Source organism: Amycolatopsis sp. FDAARGOS 1241 (assembly GCF_016889705.1).
GTDB lineage: Bacteria > Actinomycetota > Actinomycetes > Mycobacteriales > Pseudonocardiaceae > Amycolatopsis.
Genome location: NZ_CP069526.1, coordinates 7,076,046 through 7,093,942 on the forward strand (window position 1 = coordinate 7,076,046; position 17,897 = coordinate 7,093,942).

Consider the following 17,897-nt stretch of genomic DNA (forward strand, 5'->3'; position numbering starts at 1 on the left):
ATCGGTAATGGTTCAGGCGAAGACGACACCGCCCAGGACGATGTGCTCCGGATGGCGCAGCACAGCCAGGTCCTCCCGCGGATCGGCCGCGTAGACGATCAAGTCGGCCGGTGCGCCGTTCTCGATGCCGGGGTGGCCGAGCCACTCGCGGGCCGCCCACGACGCGCTCGCGAGCGCCTGCTCGCGCGACATTCCGGCGCGGTGGAGCGCTTCGACCTCGTCCGCGATGAGGCCGTGGGCGACCATGCCGCCGGCGTCCGTGCCCGCGAAGACCCGCACGCCCGCTTCGACGGCCGCGGACACCATGTCACCGACACCGGCGTGCAACGCCCGCATGTGCGCCGCGTACGTCGGGTACTTGCCGGCTTTGTCGGCGATGCCCGGGAAGTTCTCGATGTTGATCAGCGTGGGCACGAGCGCCACCTCGCGCCGGGCGAGCTGGGCGAGCTGGTCCGGGTCGAGCGCGGTGCCGTGTTCGAGACAGTCGATGCCGGCGTCGATGAGCCCCGGCAGCGCGGCCTCGCCGAAGACGTGGGCGGTGACGCGGGCGCCGAGGTCGTGCGCCACGCGAATGGCCTCGGTGAGCACGTCCTGCGGCCACAGCGGGGCGAGGTCGCCGGCGCCGCGGTCGATCCAGTCGCCGACGAGCTTCACCCAGCCGTCGCCGTCGCGGGCCTGCTCGGCGACGGCCTCGGGCAGCAGCTCGGGGTCGTCCAGCTCGATGGCCAGGCCCGGGACGTACCGCTTGGGCAGGGCGAGGTGCCGGCCGCAGCGGATGATCGTCGGCAGGTCGGCGCGCTCCTGCAGCGGCCGGACGTCGATCGGCAGGCCGCAGTCACGGATCAGCAGCGTGCCCGCGGCGCGGTCGGTCTCGGCCTGCTCGATCGCCACGTCGACCGGCACGGGGCCCTCGGGCGCGATGCCGGGGTGGCAATGGGCGTCGACGAGGCCGGGCACGAGGAACCCGCCCGTGGAGAGCGTTTCGGCGCCCGGCACCGGCTCGACCGAGATGCGGCCGTCGACGAGCCACAGATCGCGCGGCTCACCGTCCGGCAGCACTGTGCCGGAGACGTGCAGCGCGCTCAATTGCTGCCCGGGTTCTTCGGGAGCTTGAACTTCGACGGGTCGAAGCCCGGCACGTCGTTCATCCCGCCGAGCTGCGAGAGGTCGGGCATCCCGCCTCCGCCCGGCATGCCACCCGGTGGCAGCATCGGCATGCCGCCGGGGAAGCCGCCGCGCACCTTGGGCTGCGTGGGGCCGCGTCCCTTGCCCTTCTTCCCCTTCTTGCCCTTGCGCGTCTTGCTCCCGCCCGCGCCGCCGAAGCCGAAGCGCCCGGCCATCTGCGACATCATCTTGCGCGCTTCGAAGAAGCGGTTGACCAGGTCGTTGACCTCGCGGACGGTGACACCCGAGCCGTTCGCGATACGCAGCCGGCGTGAGCCGTTGATCAGCTTCGGGTCGGCGCGCTCGGCCGGCGTCATGCCGCGGATGATCGCCTGCAGCCGGTCGAGGTGCTTGTCGTCGACCTGCGCGAGCTGGTCCTTCATCTGGCCCGCACCGGGCAGCATGCCGAGCAGGTTGCCGATCGGGCCCATCTTGCGGACGGCGAGCATCTGTTCGAGGAAGTCTTCCAGCGTCAGCTGGCCGCTGGTCAGCTTCTGCGCGGCCTTCTCGGCCTGCTCCTGGTCGAAGTGCTGCTCAGCCTGCTCGATGAGCGTGAGCACGTCGCCCATCCCGAGGATGCGCGAGGCCATCCGGTCGGGGTGGAAGGTGTCGAAGTCCTCGAGCTTCTCGCCGTTGGACGCGAAGAGGATCGGCTGGCCGGTGACCTCGCGGACCGACAGGGCCGCACCACCGCGGGCGTCGCCGTCGAGCTTGGTGAGCACGACGCCGGTAAAGCCGACGCCGTCGCGGAACGCTTCGGCCGTGGTCACGGCGTCCTGACCGATCATCGCGTCGACGACGAACAGGACCTCGTCGGGCTGCACGGCGTCGCGGATGTCCGCGGCTTGCTTCATCAGCTCTTCGTCGACACCGAGACGACCCGCGGTGTCGACCACGACCACGTCGTGCTGCGCGTGCTTGGCCTCGTCGATGGCGCGGCGGGCGACATCGACCGGGTCGCCGACGCCGTTTCCGGGCTCCGGCGCGAACGTGACCACCCCGGCGCGCTCGCCGACGACCTGCAGCTGCGTGACCGCGTTCGGGCGCTGGAGGTCACACGCGACCAGCATCGGCGCGTGGCCCTGCTTCTTCAGCCACATCGCGAGCTTGCCGGCGAGCGTCGTCTTACCGGCACCCTGCAGACCGGCGAGCATGATCACCGTCGGCGGGTTCTTGGCGAGGTTCAGCCGGCGCGTCTCGCCGCCGAGGATCGCGACGAGCTCCTCGTTGACGATCTTGATGACCTGCTGCGCGGGGTTCAGGGCCTGCGAGACCTCGGCGCCCTTCGCCCGTTCCTTGATCCGGGCGATGAACTCCTTGACCACCGGCAGCGCGACGTCGGCCTCCAGCAACGCGATGCGGATCTCGCGCGCGGTGGCGTCGATGTCGGCGTCGGACAGCCTGCCCTTGCGCGACAGCGTCTGCAGGGCGGCGGTGAGCCGATCGGAGAGGGTGTCGAACACGGGTGTGCACGCTCCAGCTGGGTCGTCGTTCGAGTACCGGGCACCGCTCGGCGACCCCGGCAACCTCCCAGGGTAGCGGTCCGTGCCGGTCCGCCTCGCGGGTGCGCGAACCTTCGACACTAGGTTAGTACGCACATGCGTAATAACTTGATCACGACAATCCTGTGCAAGCAAGAAAAACTCTCGACGACGGACCCGAAATCGGTAAACATCTGCGTATGACTTCAGCGACGAGACCTCGTCCGACGCTGGCCGAGCCGACGGCCGACACCGACGAGAAAGTGCCGTTCAGGCGCATCGCGGCCCTGTTCCGGCCCCACCGCGGGGCGATGGCGGCGCTGTGCGCGCTGCTCGTGCTGCAGGCCGCGCTCGGCGTCACCTCGCCCTTCCTGCTGCGGGCGATCCTCGACGACGCGCTCCCCCACCGCGACGCGCTGCTGGTGAGCGTGCTGGCGATGGGAATGATCGGCGCGGCGCTGGGCTCGGGCGCGCTGGGCGTGGCGACGACCGGGCTGTCGAACACGATCGGGCAGCGCGTGATGAACGAGCTGCGCGTGTCGGTCTACGGCCACCTGCAGCGCATGTCGCTCGGCTTCTTCACCCGCACCAAGACCGGCGAGATCCTTTCGCGGGTCTTCAACGACATCGGCGGCGTCGACAACGTGGTCACGACCACCGCCGCATCGATCGTGCAGAACGGCACCACGGCGCTGGCGATCACCGTCGCGATCCTGATCATGGACTGGCAGCTGGCGCTGCTCACGCTCGTGGTGGTGCCGCTGTTCCTGCTGTTCACGCTGCGGCTGGGCGGCAAGCAGCGCAAGCTCGCCCGCGGCCGGACCCGCCGGATGGCGCGGCTGACGACGATCGTCGAGGAGTCCCTGTCGGTCACGGGCGTGCTGCTGAGCAAGACCATGGGCAACGAGCGCGCGATGCGGGAGCGCTTCGCCGAGGAGTCGCGTGAGGTCGCCGCGCTCGAGCGCAGCACGGCGCTGGCCGGCCGCTGGCAGCGGGCCTCGCGGACGATGAGCCTGACGATCATCCCCGCGCTCGTGTACTGGGTGGCCGGGCTCGAGCTGGCGGGCGGCGCGGCGCCGGTCTCGCTGGGCACGGTCGTGGCGTTCACCAGCATGCTCAACCGCCTGCTCGCGCCGGCGACGGCCATGCAGACCGTGAGCCAGAGCGTGGCGTCGGCGAAGGCGCTGTTCGGGCGGATCTTCGAGGTTCTCGACCTGCCGGTGGAAATCGGCGACCGGCCCGGTGCCCGCGAGCTGGCCGTGCGCGAGGGTGCGGTCGCGATGCGGGGCGTCTCGTTCCGCTACGACGACGACGGGCCGTGGACCCTGCACGACATCGACCTCGACGTGCCACCGGGGACGACGACCGCGCTGGTGGGGTCGACGGGCTCGGGCAAGACGACGCTCGCGTACCTCGTGGCCCGCCTGTACGAGGTGACCGACGGGCGCGTCTGCATCGACGAGACCGACGTCCGCGACGTCACGCTCGCGTCGCTGGCCGCCGGGGTCGGGCTGGTTTCGCAGGAGACGTACCTGTTCCACGCGACGGTGCGGGAGAACCTGCGGTTCGCGAAGCCGGACGCTACGGACGCGGAGATCGAGGAAGCCGCGAAGGCCGCGCACATCCACGACACGCTGGCGAAGCTGCCCGAGGGCTACGACACCGTCGTGGGCCAGCGCGGCTACCGGTTCTCGGGCGGCGAGAAGCAGCGGATGGCGATCGCGCGGATCCTGCTGCGCAACCCGCCCGTGCTGATCCTCGACGAAGCCACGAGCGCGCTCGACACCCGCACCGAACGTTCCGTGCAGGCGGAGCTCGACCGGCTCGCCGCGGGCCGCACGACGCTCACCATCGCGCACCGGTTGTCCACTGTGGAGAACGCGGACCAGATCGTGGTGCTCGACGAGGGCCGGATCGTCGAGCGGGGCACGCACGCGGAACTGCTGGCCCTCGACGGCCGGTACGCGCGGCTGGTGCGCGGGGAAACCGCCTAATGTGGCGGTATGCAGACCGAAGCCGACACCCGCCGCGCCGACGAGCTGGCCGAGCTGGCCCGCCACGTCCGGGAAGGTGTCGGCCGGCTCAACTGGCGCTTGCGCTCGGAGGCGGACTCTCCGTCGCCGGGGCCGACAGTGCTGGCCGTGCTGTCGCGTCTCTACCGCGCCGGGACGCACACGCCGGGCGAGCTGGCCGAGACCGAGCGGATCCACCCGCAGTCGCTGACGCGCGTGCTGTCTTCGCTGACTTCGCGCGGGCTGATCACGCGCACGGCGGACCCGTCGGACGGGCGGCGGTCGCTGATCGACATCACGCACGCCGGGCGGATCGTGCTGCGGGACTACTCGATCTCGCGCGAACAGTGGCTCGCGGCGGCGGTGGAGCGCGCGTTGAGCCCGACCGAGCAACAGCTGCTGCGCCTGGCGGCGGATCTGCTGCTGCGGATCGCGGATTCCTGACGGGGCGGGAAACCGGCGCCCTCCCCGACGCCGGCCCACCCCAGGAGTTCTCCCGCCCGCCCAGGGGTTCCGGGACGCGGCCGCTCCCCACAGCCGGCCCCGGAACCTTGGCGGAAGGACTCACCTCCCCGGGAGCCTTCCGCCGCGTGCACGCCAGGCGGGTGCCCCGTCGCCCGCTCGCCAGACCCCCGGTACCGGGCGGCCGGTTTCCGCCTTGCGTTGGGGAGAAGTCTGCCGGGTGACGGGCGGGGCGGGGCAGTGTGAAGACCCCCAACCGGGGCTGCGTAGAACTACTCAAGCCGCGGTGGTTCGCCGGCTGCCGGTGATCACCAGGGTGCTCCGGTGGAGGCGGTTTCGGCAACTCCCCGGGATTTCTGTGGCAGTGCCGCTACAAACGCGTGTCGGGTCCGGCGGATTCACTCACGCACTGGAACGACGGCTGCGCCTCGGCCAGCGCTTCGGCTGAACAGCCCACCGCGCACGCCGCCGCTTGGAGCACTTCGGTGACCACCTCGACGTCCACCGACGGAGCGGCCGCGAGGGCCCCGTTGCGGACGTCCACGCGGTGCGCGAGGCCCGCCAGCGCGTGCGCCAACGCGTGCTGTCCCGCGACGAGCTGCGTGACGACTTCGCTGAGTTCGCCGAGCGTGGCGGCTTGTCCGTCGCCGCGCAGGGCTCCCGCCAGCTCCTCAGCGCATGCCCTCAGGTGCGACGCGACCACGGTCGGCGGCAGGGAAACCCTCGGCAGGTTCTGCTCGTGATCCAGCATCGCTCCGCCCGTCCTTCCGCACCCCACAGCCGCCGGACCAGCGCCATATTGCCACCGGGGCACGCCACCGCTAGTCCGACACCCCGATCGTGTGATGCGACAAATCGGTAACCGGGCAGGTCAGGCCGGTACGGCGGTCTGGGGTGATCGAACGGGGTGGTTGGGGCCGGGGACAGTTCACGACGTCGTGGTCACCCTCCCGAACCAGCCGGCGAGGCTGGTGAAGTCGGCCGGCGCCAAGCCCACGCGGGGGTCGACGCGGTGGAGCAGGGCGGGGCCGGGGTGGTGGGCGGCCACCCACGCGCGGTCGGCAGAGGAGATTTCGTCGTCGAGCCAGGCGAACGGGCGGCCGGCGGCCCACATCACCAGGGGCCGGGTTTTCCAGTGCCCTTCGTCGGGATCAGGCGCGTCGGGCCAGTCGACGACGGGCAGCGGCGGCAAGCCGAGGCGGGGACACAGGACGGCGTTGGCATCGGCTCCCCACGTGGTCGCCCACACGAGGTCGCACGGGAGGGCGGCAGGACGAGTGCCGTGCGCGGGGTCCAGGCGAGCCAGGAGCGGGTGGCCGGCCGGGCCGGGATCGGGCGGGAACCGCGGGTGGTCCGAGCCGCCGAACGGGATAAGGGGACCGTCGACGTCGAGGAAGAGGAACGGGCGGGCCACGGTGGAACCGTAGCCCGCCCGTGAGGTCACGAGGCGGCGGTGAGCACGGCCTCCTCCACCTTCGCCCGCCAGGCCGCGTCGACACGGCCCGTGCGGGGGGAGACGGCGAAGGAGTCCACCACGGCGCCGCCCAGGGTGGTCGCTTTGGCCCAGTGGACGGAGGCTTCCGAGCGGCTCAGGGCGCGCGCCACGCGGAAGAGCAGGCCGATGCGGTCGGCGGCGCGCAGTTCGAGCACAACGGTGTTCGAGCCGCTCGTTTCGTCGTCGAACCACAGGACCTTGGGCGCGACGGTGAACGCGGACGCGCTCGCGTAGTCGCGTTCCTTGGCGGCCAGGCGCTGGGTCAGGGGCAACGTCCCGGCCACGGCGCGGGAGAACTGTTCGCGCAGCAGCGTCGGCTCGGGCAGGGAGCCGAACTTCGGGGAGGCGGTGAACACGCCGACACGGTCGCGCAGGACAGCGGCGTGGACTTCCAGCGAGTTGAGCGCCAGGACACCCGCGGCGGGCGCCAGCAGTTCCACGCGCGCCGGGGCGGCCAGCACGACCGTGACGACCTTGCCGTGGGCGGTGATGCGGACCTCGCCGATGCCGGAGCGGACGGCGTCGGACAGGAGTTCGCGCTGGGTGGCGTCCAGAGGTTCCGGCGCGGTGAAACCCTTGCCGTGCAAGGCTTCTTCGCACGAGCTCACCAGGTCGGCCAGCAGCCGGGCCTTCCAGTCCGTCCAGACGCCCGGGCCGGTGGCCAGCGAATCGGCCCGGGTCAGCGCGTGCAGCAGGTCGATCAGCACGACGTCGCCATCGAGCGTTTTGACCACGCGGGACACCGTGGCCGGGTCGGCGATGTCGCGGCGGGTCGCGGTGTGGGGCAGGAGCAGGTGGTGGCGGACCATCGCCGAGACGGTGGCGACGTCGGCCCGCGGCAGGCCGACGCGCGCGGCGACCTGGGCGGCGATGTCGGCGCCCAGCTCGGAGTGGTCGGCGTCGCGGCCCTTGCCGATGTCGTGCAGGAGCGCCCCGAGGAGCAGGAGGTCCGGGCGGGCGACCGTGGTCGTCAGCCTGGCCGCCTCGACGCACGCCTGCACGAGGTGCCGGTCGACGGTCCACTGGTGCACGGGCGAACGGGGCGGCAGGTCTCGCACCGCGCCCCACTCCGGGAACAGCCGCGCCCACAACCCCGTGCGGTCCAGCGCCTCGACGGCGTCGACGAGCCCCTCCCCCGCGCCGAGCAGCTCGACCAGCGCGTTGCGAGCGTCGTCCGGCCACGGGGCGCGCAGTTCGGGCGCGGAGTCAGCCAGCGTGCGCAAGGTGCCGTGCGCGATCGGTTTCCCGGTGCGCGCCGAGGCAGCCGCGACGCGCAGCAGCAGCGCTGGGTCCTTGGCCGGCACGGCGTCGCGCGCCAGCGACACCTCGTCGCCGTGGAGCACAACACCCTCGGCGAGCGGCGTGCGCGAGGGGCGCCGGCCGAAGCGGGAGCGCGGCGGCTCCACAGTGGACCGGAGAGCGACGTCCACGGCGTACGCGATCGTCCGGCCGGCGCCGGAAAGCTTGCGGGCCAGCGCGAACCGATCGGCAAGGCCCAGCTCCGTTGCCACCGCTTCGGCTTCGGGCGCGCTCAGCACATCGCGTTCCCGGCGCAGTTCACGCCGCAACTCCGTGCGCACGTCGAGCAGCAACGCCTTGGCCGCCACCAGCTCCTCAACCGGCCGGGCCGTGAGCTGGGCCAGCGCCAGCGCCTCCAGCACGGCGAAATCACGCAACCCGCCGCGCCCGTGTTTCAAGTCGGGCTCGGCCGACTGCGCGATCTCCCCGCTGCGCCGCCAGCGCGTGCGCACGGCGTCGGCCAGCTCGCCCAGCCGCTTGCGAGCCGTGCGCCGCCACTGCTCGCGGGCGGCGGCCGCCAGGCGCTCGGTCAGCTCGGCGTCGCCCGCGAGGTGGCGTGCGTCGAGCAACCCGAGTTGCGTACGCAGGTCTTCCGTGGCCACCTTGAGCGCTTCCCCCGGCGTCCGCACGGAGTGGTCGAGCCCGAGTTTGGCGTCCCACAGCGGGTACCACAACGCGTCGGCGATCTCGCCGACGCTCGGGTTGCCGTTGTGCACCAGCACCAGGTCGAGGTCCGAGAACGGCACCAGCTCGCGCCGCCCGAGGCCGCCGACGGCGACCAGCGCGACACCGGGATCGGCGGTGTCCACGCCGGCCGCCGAAGCGCCCTTCGCGAGCCAGAACTCGAAGAGATCGACCAGTGCCGCCCGCAGCGCGGACGGTCCGTGCCGGCCCTCGAGCAGGCGCTCGAGGGCCCGGACCAGTTCACCCCCGTCGGTCATCACCTAGAGCGCATCCGCTCCGCGCTCGCCGGTGCGCACCCGGATCACGGTCTCGACCGGCGTCACCCACACCTTGCCGTCACCGATCTTGCCGGTGTGCGCGGCTGAGGTGATGGCGTCGAGGACCTTCTCGACGTTCGCGTCGTCGGTCACGACCTCGAGCTTCAGCTTGGCCACGAAATCCACGGAGTACTCGGCACCGCGGTAGACCTCGGTGTGGCCCTTCTGGCGGCCGTAGCCCTGGACCTCGCTGACGGTCATGCCGAGCACACCCAGCTGCTCCAGCCCGGAACGGATGTCGTCGAGCGTGAACGGCTTGACGATCGCGGTGATGAGCTTCATGCCTTGGTCTCCTCGAGCTTCGTGGGGGCGGTGGCGGACTTGACCGGGATGGTGGTGGGCTGGCCGAGACCGCCGCCCATGCCGGTGAAGTCGTATGCGCTCTCCGCGTGCTGGGCCTCGTCGATCCCGCTGACCTCTTGCTCGGTGCTGACGCGGAAACCGCCCAGCTTCTTGATCACGAACCCGATGATGAAGGACAGGATGAACGAGTACCCGAGCACCGCGCCAGCCGCGGCCGCCTGGCGGCCCAGCTGGGTGAAACCGCCGCCGTAGAAGAGACCGTCGGCGCCCAGGGAGTTGACGCTCGTGGTGGCGAAGAACCCGATGAGCAGCGTACCGACGAGGCCGCCGACCAGGTGCACACCCACGACGTCGAGCGAGTCGTCGAACCCGAAGCGGTACTTGAGCGACACGGCCAGCGCGCACAGGATCCCGGCGATGACGCCGATCGCGATCGATCCGAGCGGGTTCACGAAACCACAGGCCGGCGTGATCGCGACCAGACCCGCGACGGCACCCGAGGCGGCACCCAGCGTGGTCGGCTTGCCGAACTTGAGCTGCTCCACCAGCAGCCAGCCGAGCACGGCGGCCGCGGTGGCGACGGTCGTGTTGGTGAACGCGACGGCCGCGAGGTCATTGGCGGCCAGCGCCGAACCGGCGTTGAAGCCGTACCAGCCGAACCACAGCAGCGAAGCGCCCAGCAGCACGAACGGCACGTTGTGCGGGCGGCCCGTGTCCTTCGGCCAGCCCTTGCGCTTGCCCAGTACGACCGCGAGCGCGAGACCCGCCGCGCCGGCGTTGATGTGGACCGCGGTGCCACCGGCGAAGTCGAGCGCCTTCAGGTTATTGGCGATCCAGCCGCCGACGGAGTTCTCACCGAGGAAACCGTTGAACGAGAACACCCAGTGGGCCACCGGGAAGTACACGATGGACACCCAGATCACCACGAACAGCGTCCAGCCCCAGAACTTCGCGCGGTCCGCGATCGCACCCGAGATCAGTGCCGGGGTGATGATCGCGAACATCAGCTGGAACATGCAGAACGCCAGCAACGGCAAGGCGTCCGGGCCCGGCCACGGCACCGCCGGCGCCGAATCCGTGGCGGCCGCGGCGAACCCGACGAGCTTGCCGACCGCGTCGGTGAGCCCCGCCAGGTCGAAGTTGCCGACCAGGCCGCCGAACGCGTCGTTGCCGAAGGACATGGAGAAGCCGAAGGCGACCCACAGCACCCCCACCACGGCCAGCGCGATGAAGTTCATCATCAGCATGTTCAGAACGCTCTTCGCGCGGACCATGCCGCCGTAGAAGAACGCCAGTCCCGGTGTCATGAGCATGACCAGCGCGGCGCCGGCCAGCACCCACGCGGTGTCTCCTGCGTTCAGCACAATCGTCCTCCCGTGCCATGGGTATCTGACTCGGAAGTCTTGGTTCCCGGTGTTTCACGGGACGGCCCCGCACGTTTCACGGGCGTGAACTGTCGGGGCGGGCTTGTTACGGGGAAGTTTCCCGCCACGCGGGGTGGAGTGTCCGGTTGCGTTACGTCGTGGTCGAATAGCCCCATGACCTCGGCCGGAACCGGAAATGACCCACTGCCACGGCGGGTCGTCGACGCGCTGCGGTGTTCGGTGTGCGGTAGCCCGGTCGAGTTGTCGGGACGCACGCTGCGTTGCGCAAACCGCCACTCGTTCGACTTGGCGCGCCAGGGTTACGTCAACCTTCTGCACGCACGCGTCTCAGCCGGCACGGCGGACACGGCGCCGATGGTGGCGGCGCGGTCGGCGTTCCTCGAATCGGGTGCTTACCAGCCCTTGGCGGACGAGGTGGCGCGGGCGGCTTCCGGCGCGACCGGTCTGGTGATCGACGCCGGGGCGGGCCCCGGGTATTACCTGGCGCGGGTACTGGACGTCTGCCCGTCCGCCGCCGGCCTGGCGCTCGACGTGTCCGCTGTGGCGCTGCGCCGGGCCGCCCGCGCGCACGCTCGGCTCGGCGCGGTCGTGTGGAACCTGTGGGAGCCGTGGCCGGTGGCGGACGGCGTGGCTTCGGTGGTGCTGGACGTGTTCTCGCCGCGCAACGCCGCCGAGTTCCACCGGGTCCTGGCGCCGGGCGGAGCGCTCGTGGTCGCGGCGCCGCTACCCGGGCACCTGGCCGAACTGGGCGATCTCGTGCTGTCCGTGGCCGACCGCAAGGAAGAACGCCTGGAGACGACGCTCGGCGGCCGGTTCGCGCGCCTCTCGCGGACGGACGTCGTCCACACGGCCCCCTTCACGGCCCGGCAGGTGCACGATGTCGTCGCCATGGGCCCGGCCGGTTTCCACCTCGACCGCGAGGACCGCCGGTCGCGGCTCGAAACGGCGGAGGGTCGCGATGTCACGCTCGCCGTCGGGGTCAGTGTGTGGCAGAAGCTCGGATGACGATCACTCGCCGACGCTGTTCCACCAGGCGCACCGGAACGTCGCCTTCGCGTCGACCGGACCTGTCTCGCCGGGGGCCAGTGCTGGACGCGGGCACCGTCGGCGTACTTCGGCCAGGTGGGCAGGCCAGGGCCGTTCGGGTCGCCGGTGCGGGCGAAGCGGGTCCAAGCCGATCACCGTGCGGGAAAGTTCCCGCTGTGCCCTTCGCCTCCCAGCAGGAGGCCAGTTCGAGGCCGTGCGCCGTGCCGAGCGGGAAACCCGGCGGGACGAGGCAACCCGGGATCGGGCGCGCGCCTCGGCGGCGACGAGGTACGTGAACACCGGCCGCCCGGCCGAGGCGAGGGCCCGCGCGTCCGCGGCGGTCGCGCAGCCCCTGCCCTCGTCGGTCGTCGCGGCGGCCCGGGCGAGACCCGGCCCGAAGGGGCCGGTGCCCTGCAAGGGATACGCGGCGGCGATCCGCTGAGCCGCAGCACCGTAGGTGTCCGCGAGCAGGTGCCGGTACGTCGGCTCGTCGTACTTCGCGCCCGTGGCCAGGGCGGCGGCGACGTACAGGCACAGCTCGTCGCGGTTGGTGCCGAACAGCACGGGCACCGCGGCGATCCGGCCTTCTCGCATGGCGGTTTCCGGTGCCGCGGGCAGCACCGGCGTGCCGCACGGCGTGGCCGTGAAGACCTCGGTGTAATCGCCGTCCAGCCAAGCCTTCGCGGGCACGCGGCGCAGGCACGCGAGGACATCGGCGCCGGCGGTGCACCCGAACTTCGCGGCGGCGGCCGTCCCCGCGGCCCGCGCCTGCGCGAGCGGGGTGAAGAGGATGTGCCGGCCCAGCCCCGGGGCCATGGTGTTCTTCGGGAAGTGCGCCGAGCACGAACTGCTCTCCATGATCGCTCGCTGGACCACCCCGACACCGCCGGGCGAAGACAACAGCGCGCACGTCGCGAAGGAGCCCGACGATTCGCTGGTCCGGGGTGCCGAAGTCGGCCGGTGTGCCGAGCTGCGGTAGCGCGGAGTTGCCGAACGCGCCGATGAGGTAGTTCACGGTCACGACGTCGACGTCGCCCGGCTCGACCATCCGCGTGGGGTCGTAGTCGGCTCCGGCTCCGGTGCCGTCGCCACCGTGCAGCCACACCATCACCAGCCGCGCCGCCCCGGCCTTCGCCGATGTCGTGACGTTGAGGTACAAGCCGTCCTCGTTCCTGCTCGGCTGCCCGCCCGGCGAGCCGGCAGCCTGCGGACAGCGATTGCCCGGACTGTCCGCGGCCCGCACGTCCGGCCGCGGCGGCCGGGGCGCGGTCCAGCGCAGCTCCCCCACCGGCGGCCGCGCTTCGGCACGCCCGGGAAGCGGCGCACCGCCCCGTCCTCGGTCCCCGAACGGCCCCGGCGGACTCGTGCACCTCCAGCGCGCTGCTCGCGTCGTCTCCGGAGGACACCGAACACCCTGTGCTGACCAGCCCCACCGCGGCCCAGGCAGCCGGCGTCTTCCGCATGTCCCGGCTCCCGTGAAGATCACCACGAACGGTAGGCGCCCCCTCGCCGTCCGGCATCACCACCAGGGACGATCCCGTGGTCCTCCGAGGGCCCGATGACCACCTCCCCGGGAGGAATGGCCCGCGACCGCGGCCGTGAGTAGCGTGGCGGGCGATGAACGAACGCACCTGGGGCTTCCGCACTCGTGCCCTGCACGCCGGCGGCACGCCCGATCCCGCGACCGGCGCCCGGGCGGTGCCGATCTACCAGACGACCAGCTTCGTGTTCGAGGACGCCGCCGATGCGGCCAACCTGTTCGCCCTGCAGAAGTACGGCAACATCTACAGCCGGATCGGGAACCCGACCGTGGCGGCGTTCGAAGAGCGCATCGCGAGCCTCGAGGGCGCCATCGGCGGCGTGGCGACGGCGAGCGGCCAGTCGGCGGAGTTCCTCACGTTCTCGGCGCTGGCCGAGGCCGGCGAGCACATCGTGTCCGCGAGCGGCCTGTACGGCGGCACGGTCACGCAGCTAACCGGCACGTTGAAGCGCTTCGGCGTCGAGACGACGTTCGTGAACGGCGGCGTCGAGGACTACGCCAAGGCCGTCACCGACCAGACACGGCTGATCTACACCGAGGTGATCGGCAACCCGTCGGGCGCGATCGCCGACCTCGCCGGGCTCGCGGACCTCGCGCACTCACACGACATCCCGCTCGTGGTCGACGCGACGCTCGCCACGCCCTACCTGTGCCGGCCCATCGAGCACGGCGCGGACATCGTCCTGCACTCTGCCACGAAGTTCCTCGGCGGGCACGGCACGACGCTCGGCGGCGTCGTCGTGGAGTCGGGCCGGTTCGACTGGGGCAACGGCAAGTTCCCGCGCATGACCGAGACCGTCGAGAGCTACGGCGGCCTCAGGTACTGGGAGAACTTCGGCGAGTACGCGTTCTGCACGCGCCTGCGCGCCGAGCAGCTGCGCGACATCGGCGCGGTGCTCTCGCCGCATTCGGCCTTCCTGCTGCTGCAGGGTGTCGAGACGCTGCCGCAGCGGATGGACGCGCACGTGGCCAACGCGAAGGCGGTCGCGGAGTACCTGAACGCCGACCCGCGCGTCGCGTGGGTGTCCTATGCCGGGCTGCCGGACCACAGCGACCACGAGCTGGCGCGTAAGTACCTGCCCGCCGGGCCGGGCGCGGTGTTCTCGTTCGGGGTCAAGGGCGGCCGGGCCGCGGGCGAGAAGTTCGTGGAGTCGGTGGAGCTGCTGTCGCACCTGGCGAACGTCGGCGACGCGCGCACGCTCGTGATCCACCCGGCGTCGACCACCCACGCGCAGCTGTCCGACGACCAGCTCGCGGCCGCCGGCGTCGGCCCGGACCTGATCCGGCTGTCGGTGGGACTCGAAGACGTCGAGGACCTGCTGTGGGACCTCGACCAGGCGCTGGACAAGGCGGTGGCTTCGGAGTGACGGCAGCGGTGAGTTATGACGTTTCGGCGGTCGAGCGGCGCCGGATCCTGGGCCGCACGCGGTCGGTTACGGTGGTCGGCGCGTCGGCCAATCCGGCGCGGCCGAGCTTCTTCGTCGCGACCTACCTGCTGTCGTCCACGCGGTACGCGGTCAACTTCGTCAACCCGCGCCTCGACACGCTGCTGGGCAAGCCCGTGTACCCGTCGCTGGCCGACGTGCCCGGCGAGATCGACCTGGTGAGCGTGTTCCGCAAGCACGACGACCTGCCCGGCGTGGCGGAGGAGGTCATCGCCGCGGGAGCCCGGACGCTGTGGCTGCAGCTGGGCCTGTGGCACGAGCACGTCGCCGACCGCGGGCGCGAGGCCGGCCTCGACGTCGTGATGAACCGCTGCGTGAAGATCGAGCACGCCCGCTTCGCCGGTGGCCTGCACCTCGCCGGCTTCAACACGGGCGTGATCAGCTCGCGTCGCCAGAGCGCTCCTTAACGGACCACGAACGGCACTGCGATCACGACGGCGAGCAGGAGTGCGAAAGCGCCGAGCGCCACGGGGTTGCCGAAGTTCAGCGTCCAGCCGATGCCGAACCGCTTGGGCACGAACACCGCGCGGTCGGCTCGGTTGACGTAGAGCAGGCCGCCCTTCCAGAAGCGGTCGTCGTCGCGCTCGACGGCGTCGCGGCGGGGTTCGTCCTCGGTGCCCGGCGTGGCGAGGCGGTTGCCGCCCTGGCCGGCGCGCACGGCGAACACGAGGAGCCCGGCCGCGCCCAGCACCACCGGCCCGACGATGGCCACGAGGGACACCGCCGACGCGCCCGACCACACCTGCAGCGACGCCACCAGCATCGAGACGTTCACGCACGCCGCGAACATCAGCAGCACCCGCGTCATGCTGCTCGCGAACCGCCGGTGCTGCTCGGCGCTGCTGCGGGGCCGCGCGGGGTTGAGATCGGGCCGGAACCGCGGGGTCACGGCGGCAATGCCGAGGAACAGCGCCGTGATGCCGGCCTGCACGAACACCAAGGTGAACGCGCTGCCGACCGACTTGGCGGCCGTGCGGTCGGGCACGCCGGCGGCGTCGTAGTGCAGCGCCAGCGTCGCGGGAAGGTCCGGGTAGCGGACGACGCCGAGGACAACCGTGGCGACGAGCACCGTGAGCGCGGGCAACGCCCACAGCCAGGGAAACGGCGGCCCGACGGCTCTCGACGTGTCCGCGCTGACCGTCTGGCGCAGCCCCCGGTACCAGTCCTCGCGCTGCTTGGCCGAGCGGATCACGGCGCGGGCGCGCACGTACCCCGGCGCGACGACCCCCAGCAGCGCCACGACGACGAGCGCCGGCACCAGCACCTGCTGCACCAGCACGGACACCACGAGCCCGGCCAGCACCACCGCGGCCCCCGCCGCACCCACCCACCAGCGGTAGATCCGCCGTTGCTCGACGATGAGCGGGTCGTGCACGCGGGCCTCCGGCACCCGCACCCCGAACGGCACGGTCGGCTTCACCACCGAAGGCATCACCCAAGCCGCGGCGAGCAGCAGCGCGGGCGCGAGCACGTCCCGGAGGACAACCGCGACGATCACGCCCGCACCTCCTCGAACGCCCGCACCGTCTCTTCGCAGTGCGCCAGTACTTCGCGTTCGTCGAGGCCGTGCGCGACCGCCTCCGCGAGCAGCGTCTTCAGCCGGCCCCGCCAGCCGGCCGCGAAATCCGCGGTCGAGACCCGTTGCACCACGGCGCCGCTTTTTCGCGTGATCAGCAGCAGCCCCTCGCGCCGCAGCTGGTCGTAGGCCTTGTTCACGGTGTGGAAGTTGATGCCGAGGTCCACGGCCAGCTGCCGGGTCGAGGGCAGCGGGTCGCCGTCGGCCAGGTCGCCGGCCGCGATGCCCTCCACGACGCGGTCGCGGATCTGCTGGTAGATCGGCACTTCGCTGGTGAGGTCGACGTCGAGGATCATCGGTGCTCCAGGAACTGCTGGAGGGCGGTGCCGACGCTGGGATCGAGCACCTGGTCGTTGACCGGCGTGCCAGGTGCGTGCTGGAAGTGGTCCACGGGCAGGGGTTTCGGGCTGGTCCGCAGCGTCGCGGCCAACGGCGGTGTGGTGCGGCACGGGACCTGCGTGTCCGCGGTGCCACAGGTCAGCAGCACACGGGTGCCCGGCCGGGCGGCCGACGGCGGGTACACCGCGTCGTCGCTGCGCACGAACTTCAGGTTGACGGGGCTGAAGATGGCCTGCTGCAGGAACGTCGCGAGCTGGGGGCTCATGCCGGTGTAGTCGAGCGGGCGGCACGCGCGGAAGTCGGTGATCACGCGCGCCAGCGCCGTCTGGTCGGCCGGGGTGATCTGAGCGTCGAGCTGGAGCCGGAGCAGGTCGAGCAGCCGGAGGTCCTGGGGCGCGAGCAGCACGAGGCTCGCCACGTGAACGCGGCGCGAGACCAGCAGCGCCTGCAACCCGCCTTCGCTGTGCCCGACGATCGAGACGGCGCGCGGGTCGACCTCTGGCTGGGCCCGGAGCGTGGTGAACGCGGCCGTCGCCTGACGCGTGAACGTCGCCAGGTCCAGCGTCGCCGGATCGATGCCACCCAGCCCGGTGCGGCCGGTGCCGTACTTGTCGAACCGCAACGTCGCGACGCCGTCCCGGTCGAGTGCGCCGGCCAGCAGCCGCAGCGTCGCCGGTGTGACGGCCGGCGGCTCGTTGCCATCGCGATCCGTCGGCCCGCTGCCGGGGATGAGGAGCGCGGCCGGGAGCCGCCGGCCCGCGCGGTGGGCGGGGACGTGCAGCGTGCCGTACGCCGTGACGCCGTCCGAGACGAACTGCACGTCCCGGTCGGTGGGCGGCACCGTCGCCGGCGCGGCGGCGACCCCGCCGGCGGCCAGCACGGCAGCGGTGAGGAACGCGGTCAAGCTCATGGGCCTGTTCTACAACTAATAGAGCAGCTGTGCAACCGGCTGCCCGACAAGCCGCGCAGGACCACGCAGCCGGCTGCTCGCGCCCCGCCCAGCGGCCCGCCGGCGGCGCCGCCGAACGTGCCCACGCGCGGACCGAAGCGCGGCTTCCCGTGGCCGGTCACCGCCGTGCCGGACGAAAGGTTCCGCGTCCGACGGACCACGGTCCGCGAGGCCTTCCGAGCCACGGCCGGTCCTGCGTCGAGCGCTGATCAGCGGCGTGAGAGGCTGGCCGCATGGCCAAGCCGACCCCGCTGCAAGTCCGGAACGCCCTCGCCGCCGTGCTCATGCTGGCGGGGTTCGTGTGGAACCTCGTGATCGGCGGGCCGTGGTGGCTGGGGGCGATCTTCGCGGTCGGCACCCTGCTGTCGTGCGCCTCGATCTACCTCAACCGGCCGGGCGCCAACTCCTAGTACTCCAGCC

General features: G+C 71.8%; 18 protein-coding genes and 1 pseudogene. 7 read left to right on the forward strand and 12 right to left on the reverse strand.

All coding sequences use genetic code 11. The annotated features are described in order from the left end of the window. Positions 1 to 12: 12 nt before the first annotated feature. Both I6J71_RS34495 and ffh read right to left on the reverse strand, forming a co-directional pair. Positions 13 to 1,086, reverse strand: coding sequence for an amidohydrolase family protein (locus tag I6J71_RS34495; protein WP_204090674.1), 1,074 nt, complete (start codon positions 1,084 to 1,086; stop codon positions 13 to 15). After that, complete coding sequence (gene ffh, locus I6J71_RS34500; RefSeq protein ID WP_204090675.1) at positions 1,083 to 2,627, reverse strand: signal recognition particle protein; 1,545 nt, start codon at positions 2,625 to 2,627, stop codon at positions 1,083 to 1,085. Before ffh ends, I6J71_RS34495 begins: the two co-directional genes overlap by 4 nt. A gap of 218 nt (positions 2,628 to 2,845) precedes the next feature. On the opposite strand from ffh, the gene I6J71_RS34505 reads away from it, so the two are divergent. Together I6J71_RS34505 and I6J71_RS34510 are read left to right on the forward strand one after the other, a co-directional pair. After that, complete coding sequence (locus tag I6J71_RS34505) at positions 2,846 to 4,639, forward strand: ABC transporter ATP-binding protein (protein WP_204090676.1); 1,794 nt, start codon at positions 2,846 to 2,848, stop codon at positions 4,637 to 4,639. A 9-nt stretch (positions 4,640 to 4,648) separates the two neighbouring features. Then, entirely contained in the window at positions 4,649 to 5,101 is a 453-nt protein-coding gene (locus tag I6J71_RS34510) for a MarR family winged helix-turn-helix transcriptional regulator (RefSeq protein ID WP_204090677.1), read from the forward strand. A 388-nt stretch (positions 5,102 to 5,489) separates the two neighbouring features. Here I6J71_RS34510 and I6J71_RS34515 read toward each other — a convergent pair whose 3' ends face one another. From I6J71_RS34515 to I6J71_RS34535, 5 genes are all read right to left on the reverse strand, one after another. Further along, on the reverse strand, positions 5,490 to 5,870 hold the full coding sequence (locus I6J71_RS34515; RefSeq protein WP_204090678.1) for a hypothetical protein: 381 nt from the start codon (positions 5,868 to 5,870) through the stop codon (positions 5,490 to 5,492). 177 nt (positions 5,871 to 6,047) lie between these two features. Further along, the gene (locus tag I6J71_RS34520) at positions 6,048 to 6,533 is read right to left on the reverse strand and encodes an HAD domain-containing protein (RefSeq protein ID WP_239154082.1); all 486 of its coding nucleotides are present in this window, start codon (positions 6,531 to 6,533) and stop codon (positions 6,048 to 6,050) included. A gap of 26 nt (positions 6,534 to 6,559) precedes the next feature. Beyond that, positions 6,560 to 8,854: a [protein-PII] uridylyltransferase gene (locus I6J71_RS34525; protein ID WP_204090680.1), complete on the reverse strand. Its 2,295-nt coding sequence runs from the start codon at positions 8,852 to 8,854 to the stop codon at positions 6,560 to 6,562. A 3-nt stretch (positions 8,855 to 8,857) separates the two neighbouring features. Further along, positions 8,858 to 9,196 (reverse strand): P-II family nitrogen regulator, encoded by a 339-nt coding sequence (locus I6J71_RS34530; protein WP_204090681.1) that lies wholly within the window; start codon positions 9,194 to 9,196, stop codon positions 8,858 to 8,860. Beyond that, positions 9,193 to 10,581 (reverse strand): ammonium transporter, encoded by a 1,389-nt coding sequence (locus tag I6J71_RS34535; RefSeq protein ID WP_204090682.1) that lies wholly within the window; start codon positions 10,579 to 10,581, stop codon positions 9,193 to 9,195. Before I6J71_RS34535 ends, I6J71_RS34530 begins: the two co-directional genes overlap by 4 nt. Before the next feature lie 174 nt (positions 10,582 to 10,755). On the opposite strand from I6J71_RS34535, the gene I6J71_RS34540 reads away from it, so the two are divergent. Next, positions 10,756 to 11,607: a putative RNA methyltransferase gene (locus I6J71_RS34540; RefSeq protein ID WP_204090683.1), complete on the forward strand. Its 852-nt coding sequence runs from the start codon at positions 10,756 to 10,758 to the stop codon at positions 11,605 to 11,607. 3 nt (positions 11,608 to 11,610) lie between these two features. Here I6J71_RS34540 and I6J71_RS34545 read toward each other — a convergent pair whose 3' ends face one another. Further along, positions 11,611 to 12,504, reverse strand: a complete 894-nt coding sequence (locus I6J71_RS34545) for a carboxylesterase family protein (RefSeq protein ID WP_255570153.1) — start codon at positions 12,502 to 12,504, stop codon at positions 11,611 to 11,613. Between I6J71_RS34545 and I6J71_RS50005 the strand changes: the two genes are divergently transcribed. Beyond that, positions 12,485 to 12,607 (forward strand): hypothetical protein, encoded by a 123-nt coding sequence (locus I6J71_RS50005; protein WP_255570920.1) that lies wholly within the window; start codon positions 12,485 to 12,487, stop codon positions 12,605 to 12,607. The genes I6J71_RS34545 and I6J71_RS50005 overlap by 20 nt on opposite strands. Positions 12,608 to 12,622: 15 nt before the next feature. Here the strand turns inward: I6J71_RS50005 and I6J71_RS51320 are convergent. Beyond that, positions 12,623 to 13,117 (reverse strand): annotated as a pseudogene (locus tag I6J71_RS51320) (carboxylesterase family protein); the annotation flags it as partial. Between the two features lie 128 nt (positions 13,118 to 13,245). Between I6J71_RS51320 and I6J71_RS34555 the strand changes: the two are divergent. Further along, entirely contained in the window at positions 13,246 to 14,535 is a 1,290-nt protein-coding gene (locus tag I6J71_RS34555) for an O-acetylhomoserine aminocarboxypropyltransferase/cysteine synthase family protein (protein WP_204090685.1), read from the forward strand. 8 nt (positions 14,536 to 14,543) lie between these two features. Beyond that, positions 14,544 to 15,020 carry a CoA-binding protein gene (locus I6J71_RS34560; protein WP_204097379.1) on the forward strand — a complete coding sequence of 159 codons (477 nt, stop codon included), beginning with the start codon at positions 14,544 to 14,546 and terminating at the stop codon, positions 15,018 to 15,020. On the opposite strand, the gene I6J71_RS34565 is transcribed toward I6J71_RS34560, so the two are convergent. From I6J71_RS34565 to I6J71_RS34575, 3 genes are read right to left on the reverse strand one after another with little or no spacing between them, the layout of a single operon-like run. Further along, entirely contained in the window at positions 15,017 to 16,111 is a 1,095-nt protein-coding gene (locus I6J71_RS34565) for a DUF1648 domain-containing protein (protein ID WP_204090686.1), read from the reverse strand. The two genes, I6J71_RS34560 and I6J71_RS34565, sit on opposite strands and share 4 nt — an antisense overlap. Next, on the reverse strand, positions 16,108 to 16,485 hold the full coding sequence (locus tag I6J71_RS34570) for a GntR family transcriptional regulator (RefSeq protein WP_204090687.1): 378 nt from the start codon (positions 16,483 to 16,485) through the stop codon (positions 16,108 to 16,110). Before I6J71_RS34570 ends, I6J71_RS34565 begins: the two co-directional genes overlap by 4 nt. Then, entirely contained in the window at positions 16,482 to 17,438 is a 957-nt protein-coding gene (locus I6J71_RS34575; RefSeq protein WP_204090688.1) for a S9 family peptidase, read from the reverse strand. The genes I6J71_RS34570 and I6J71_RS34575 overlap by 4 nt, the downstream gene beginning before the upstream one ends. A 272-nt stretch (positions 17,439 to 17,710) precedes the next feature. Here I6J71_RS34575 and I6J71_RS34580 point away from each other — a divergent pair, with 272 nt between their 5' ends. Next, positions 17,711 to 17,887 (forward strand): hypothetical protein, encoded by a 177-nt coding sequence (locus I6J71_RS34580; protein WP_204090689.1) that lies wholly within the window; start codon positions 17,711 to 17,713, stop codon positions 17,885 to 17,887. Positions 17,888 to 17,897: the final 10 nt, after the last annotated feature.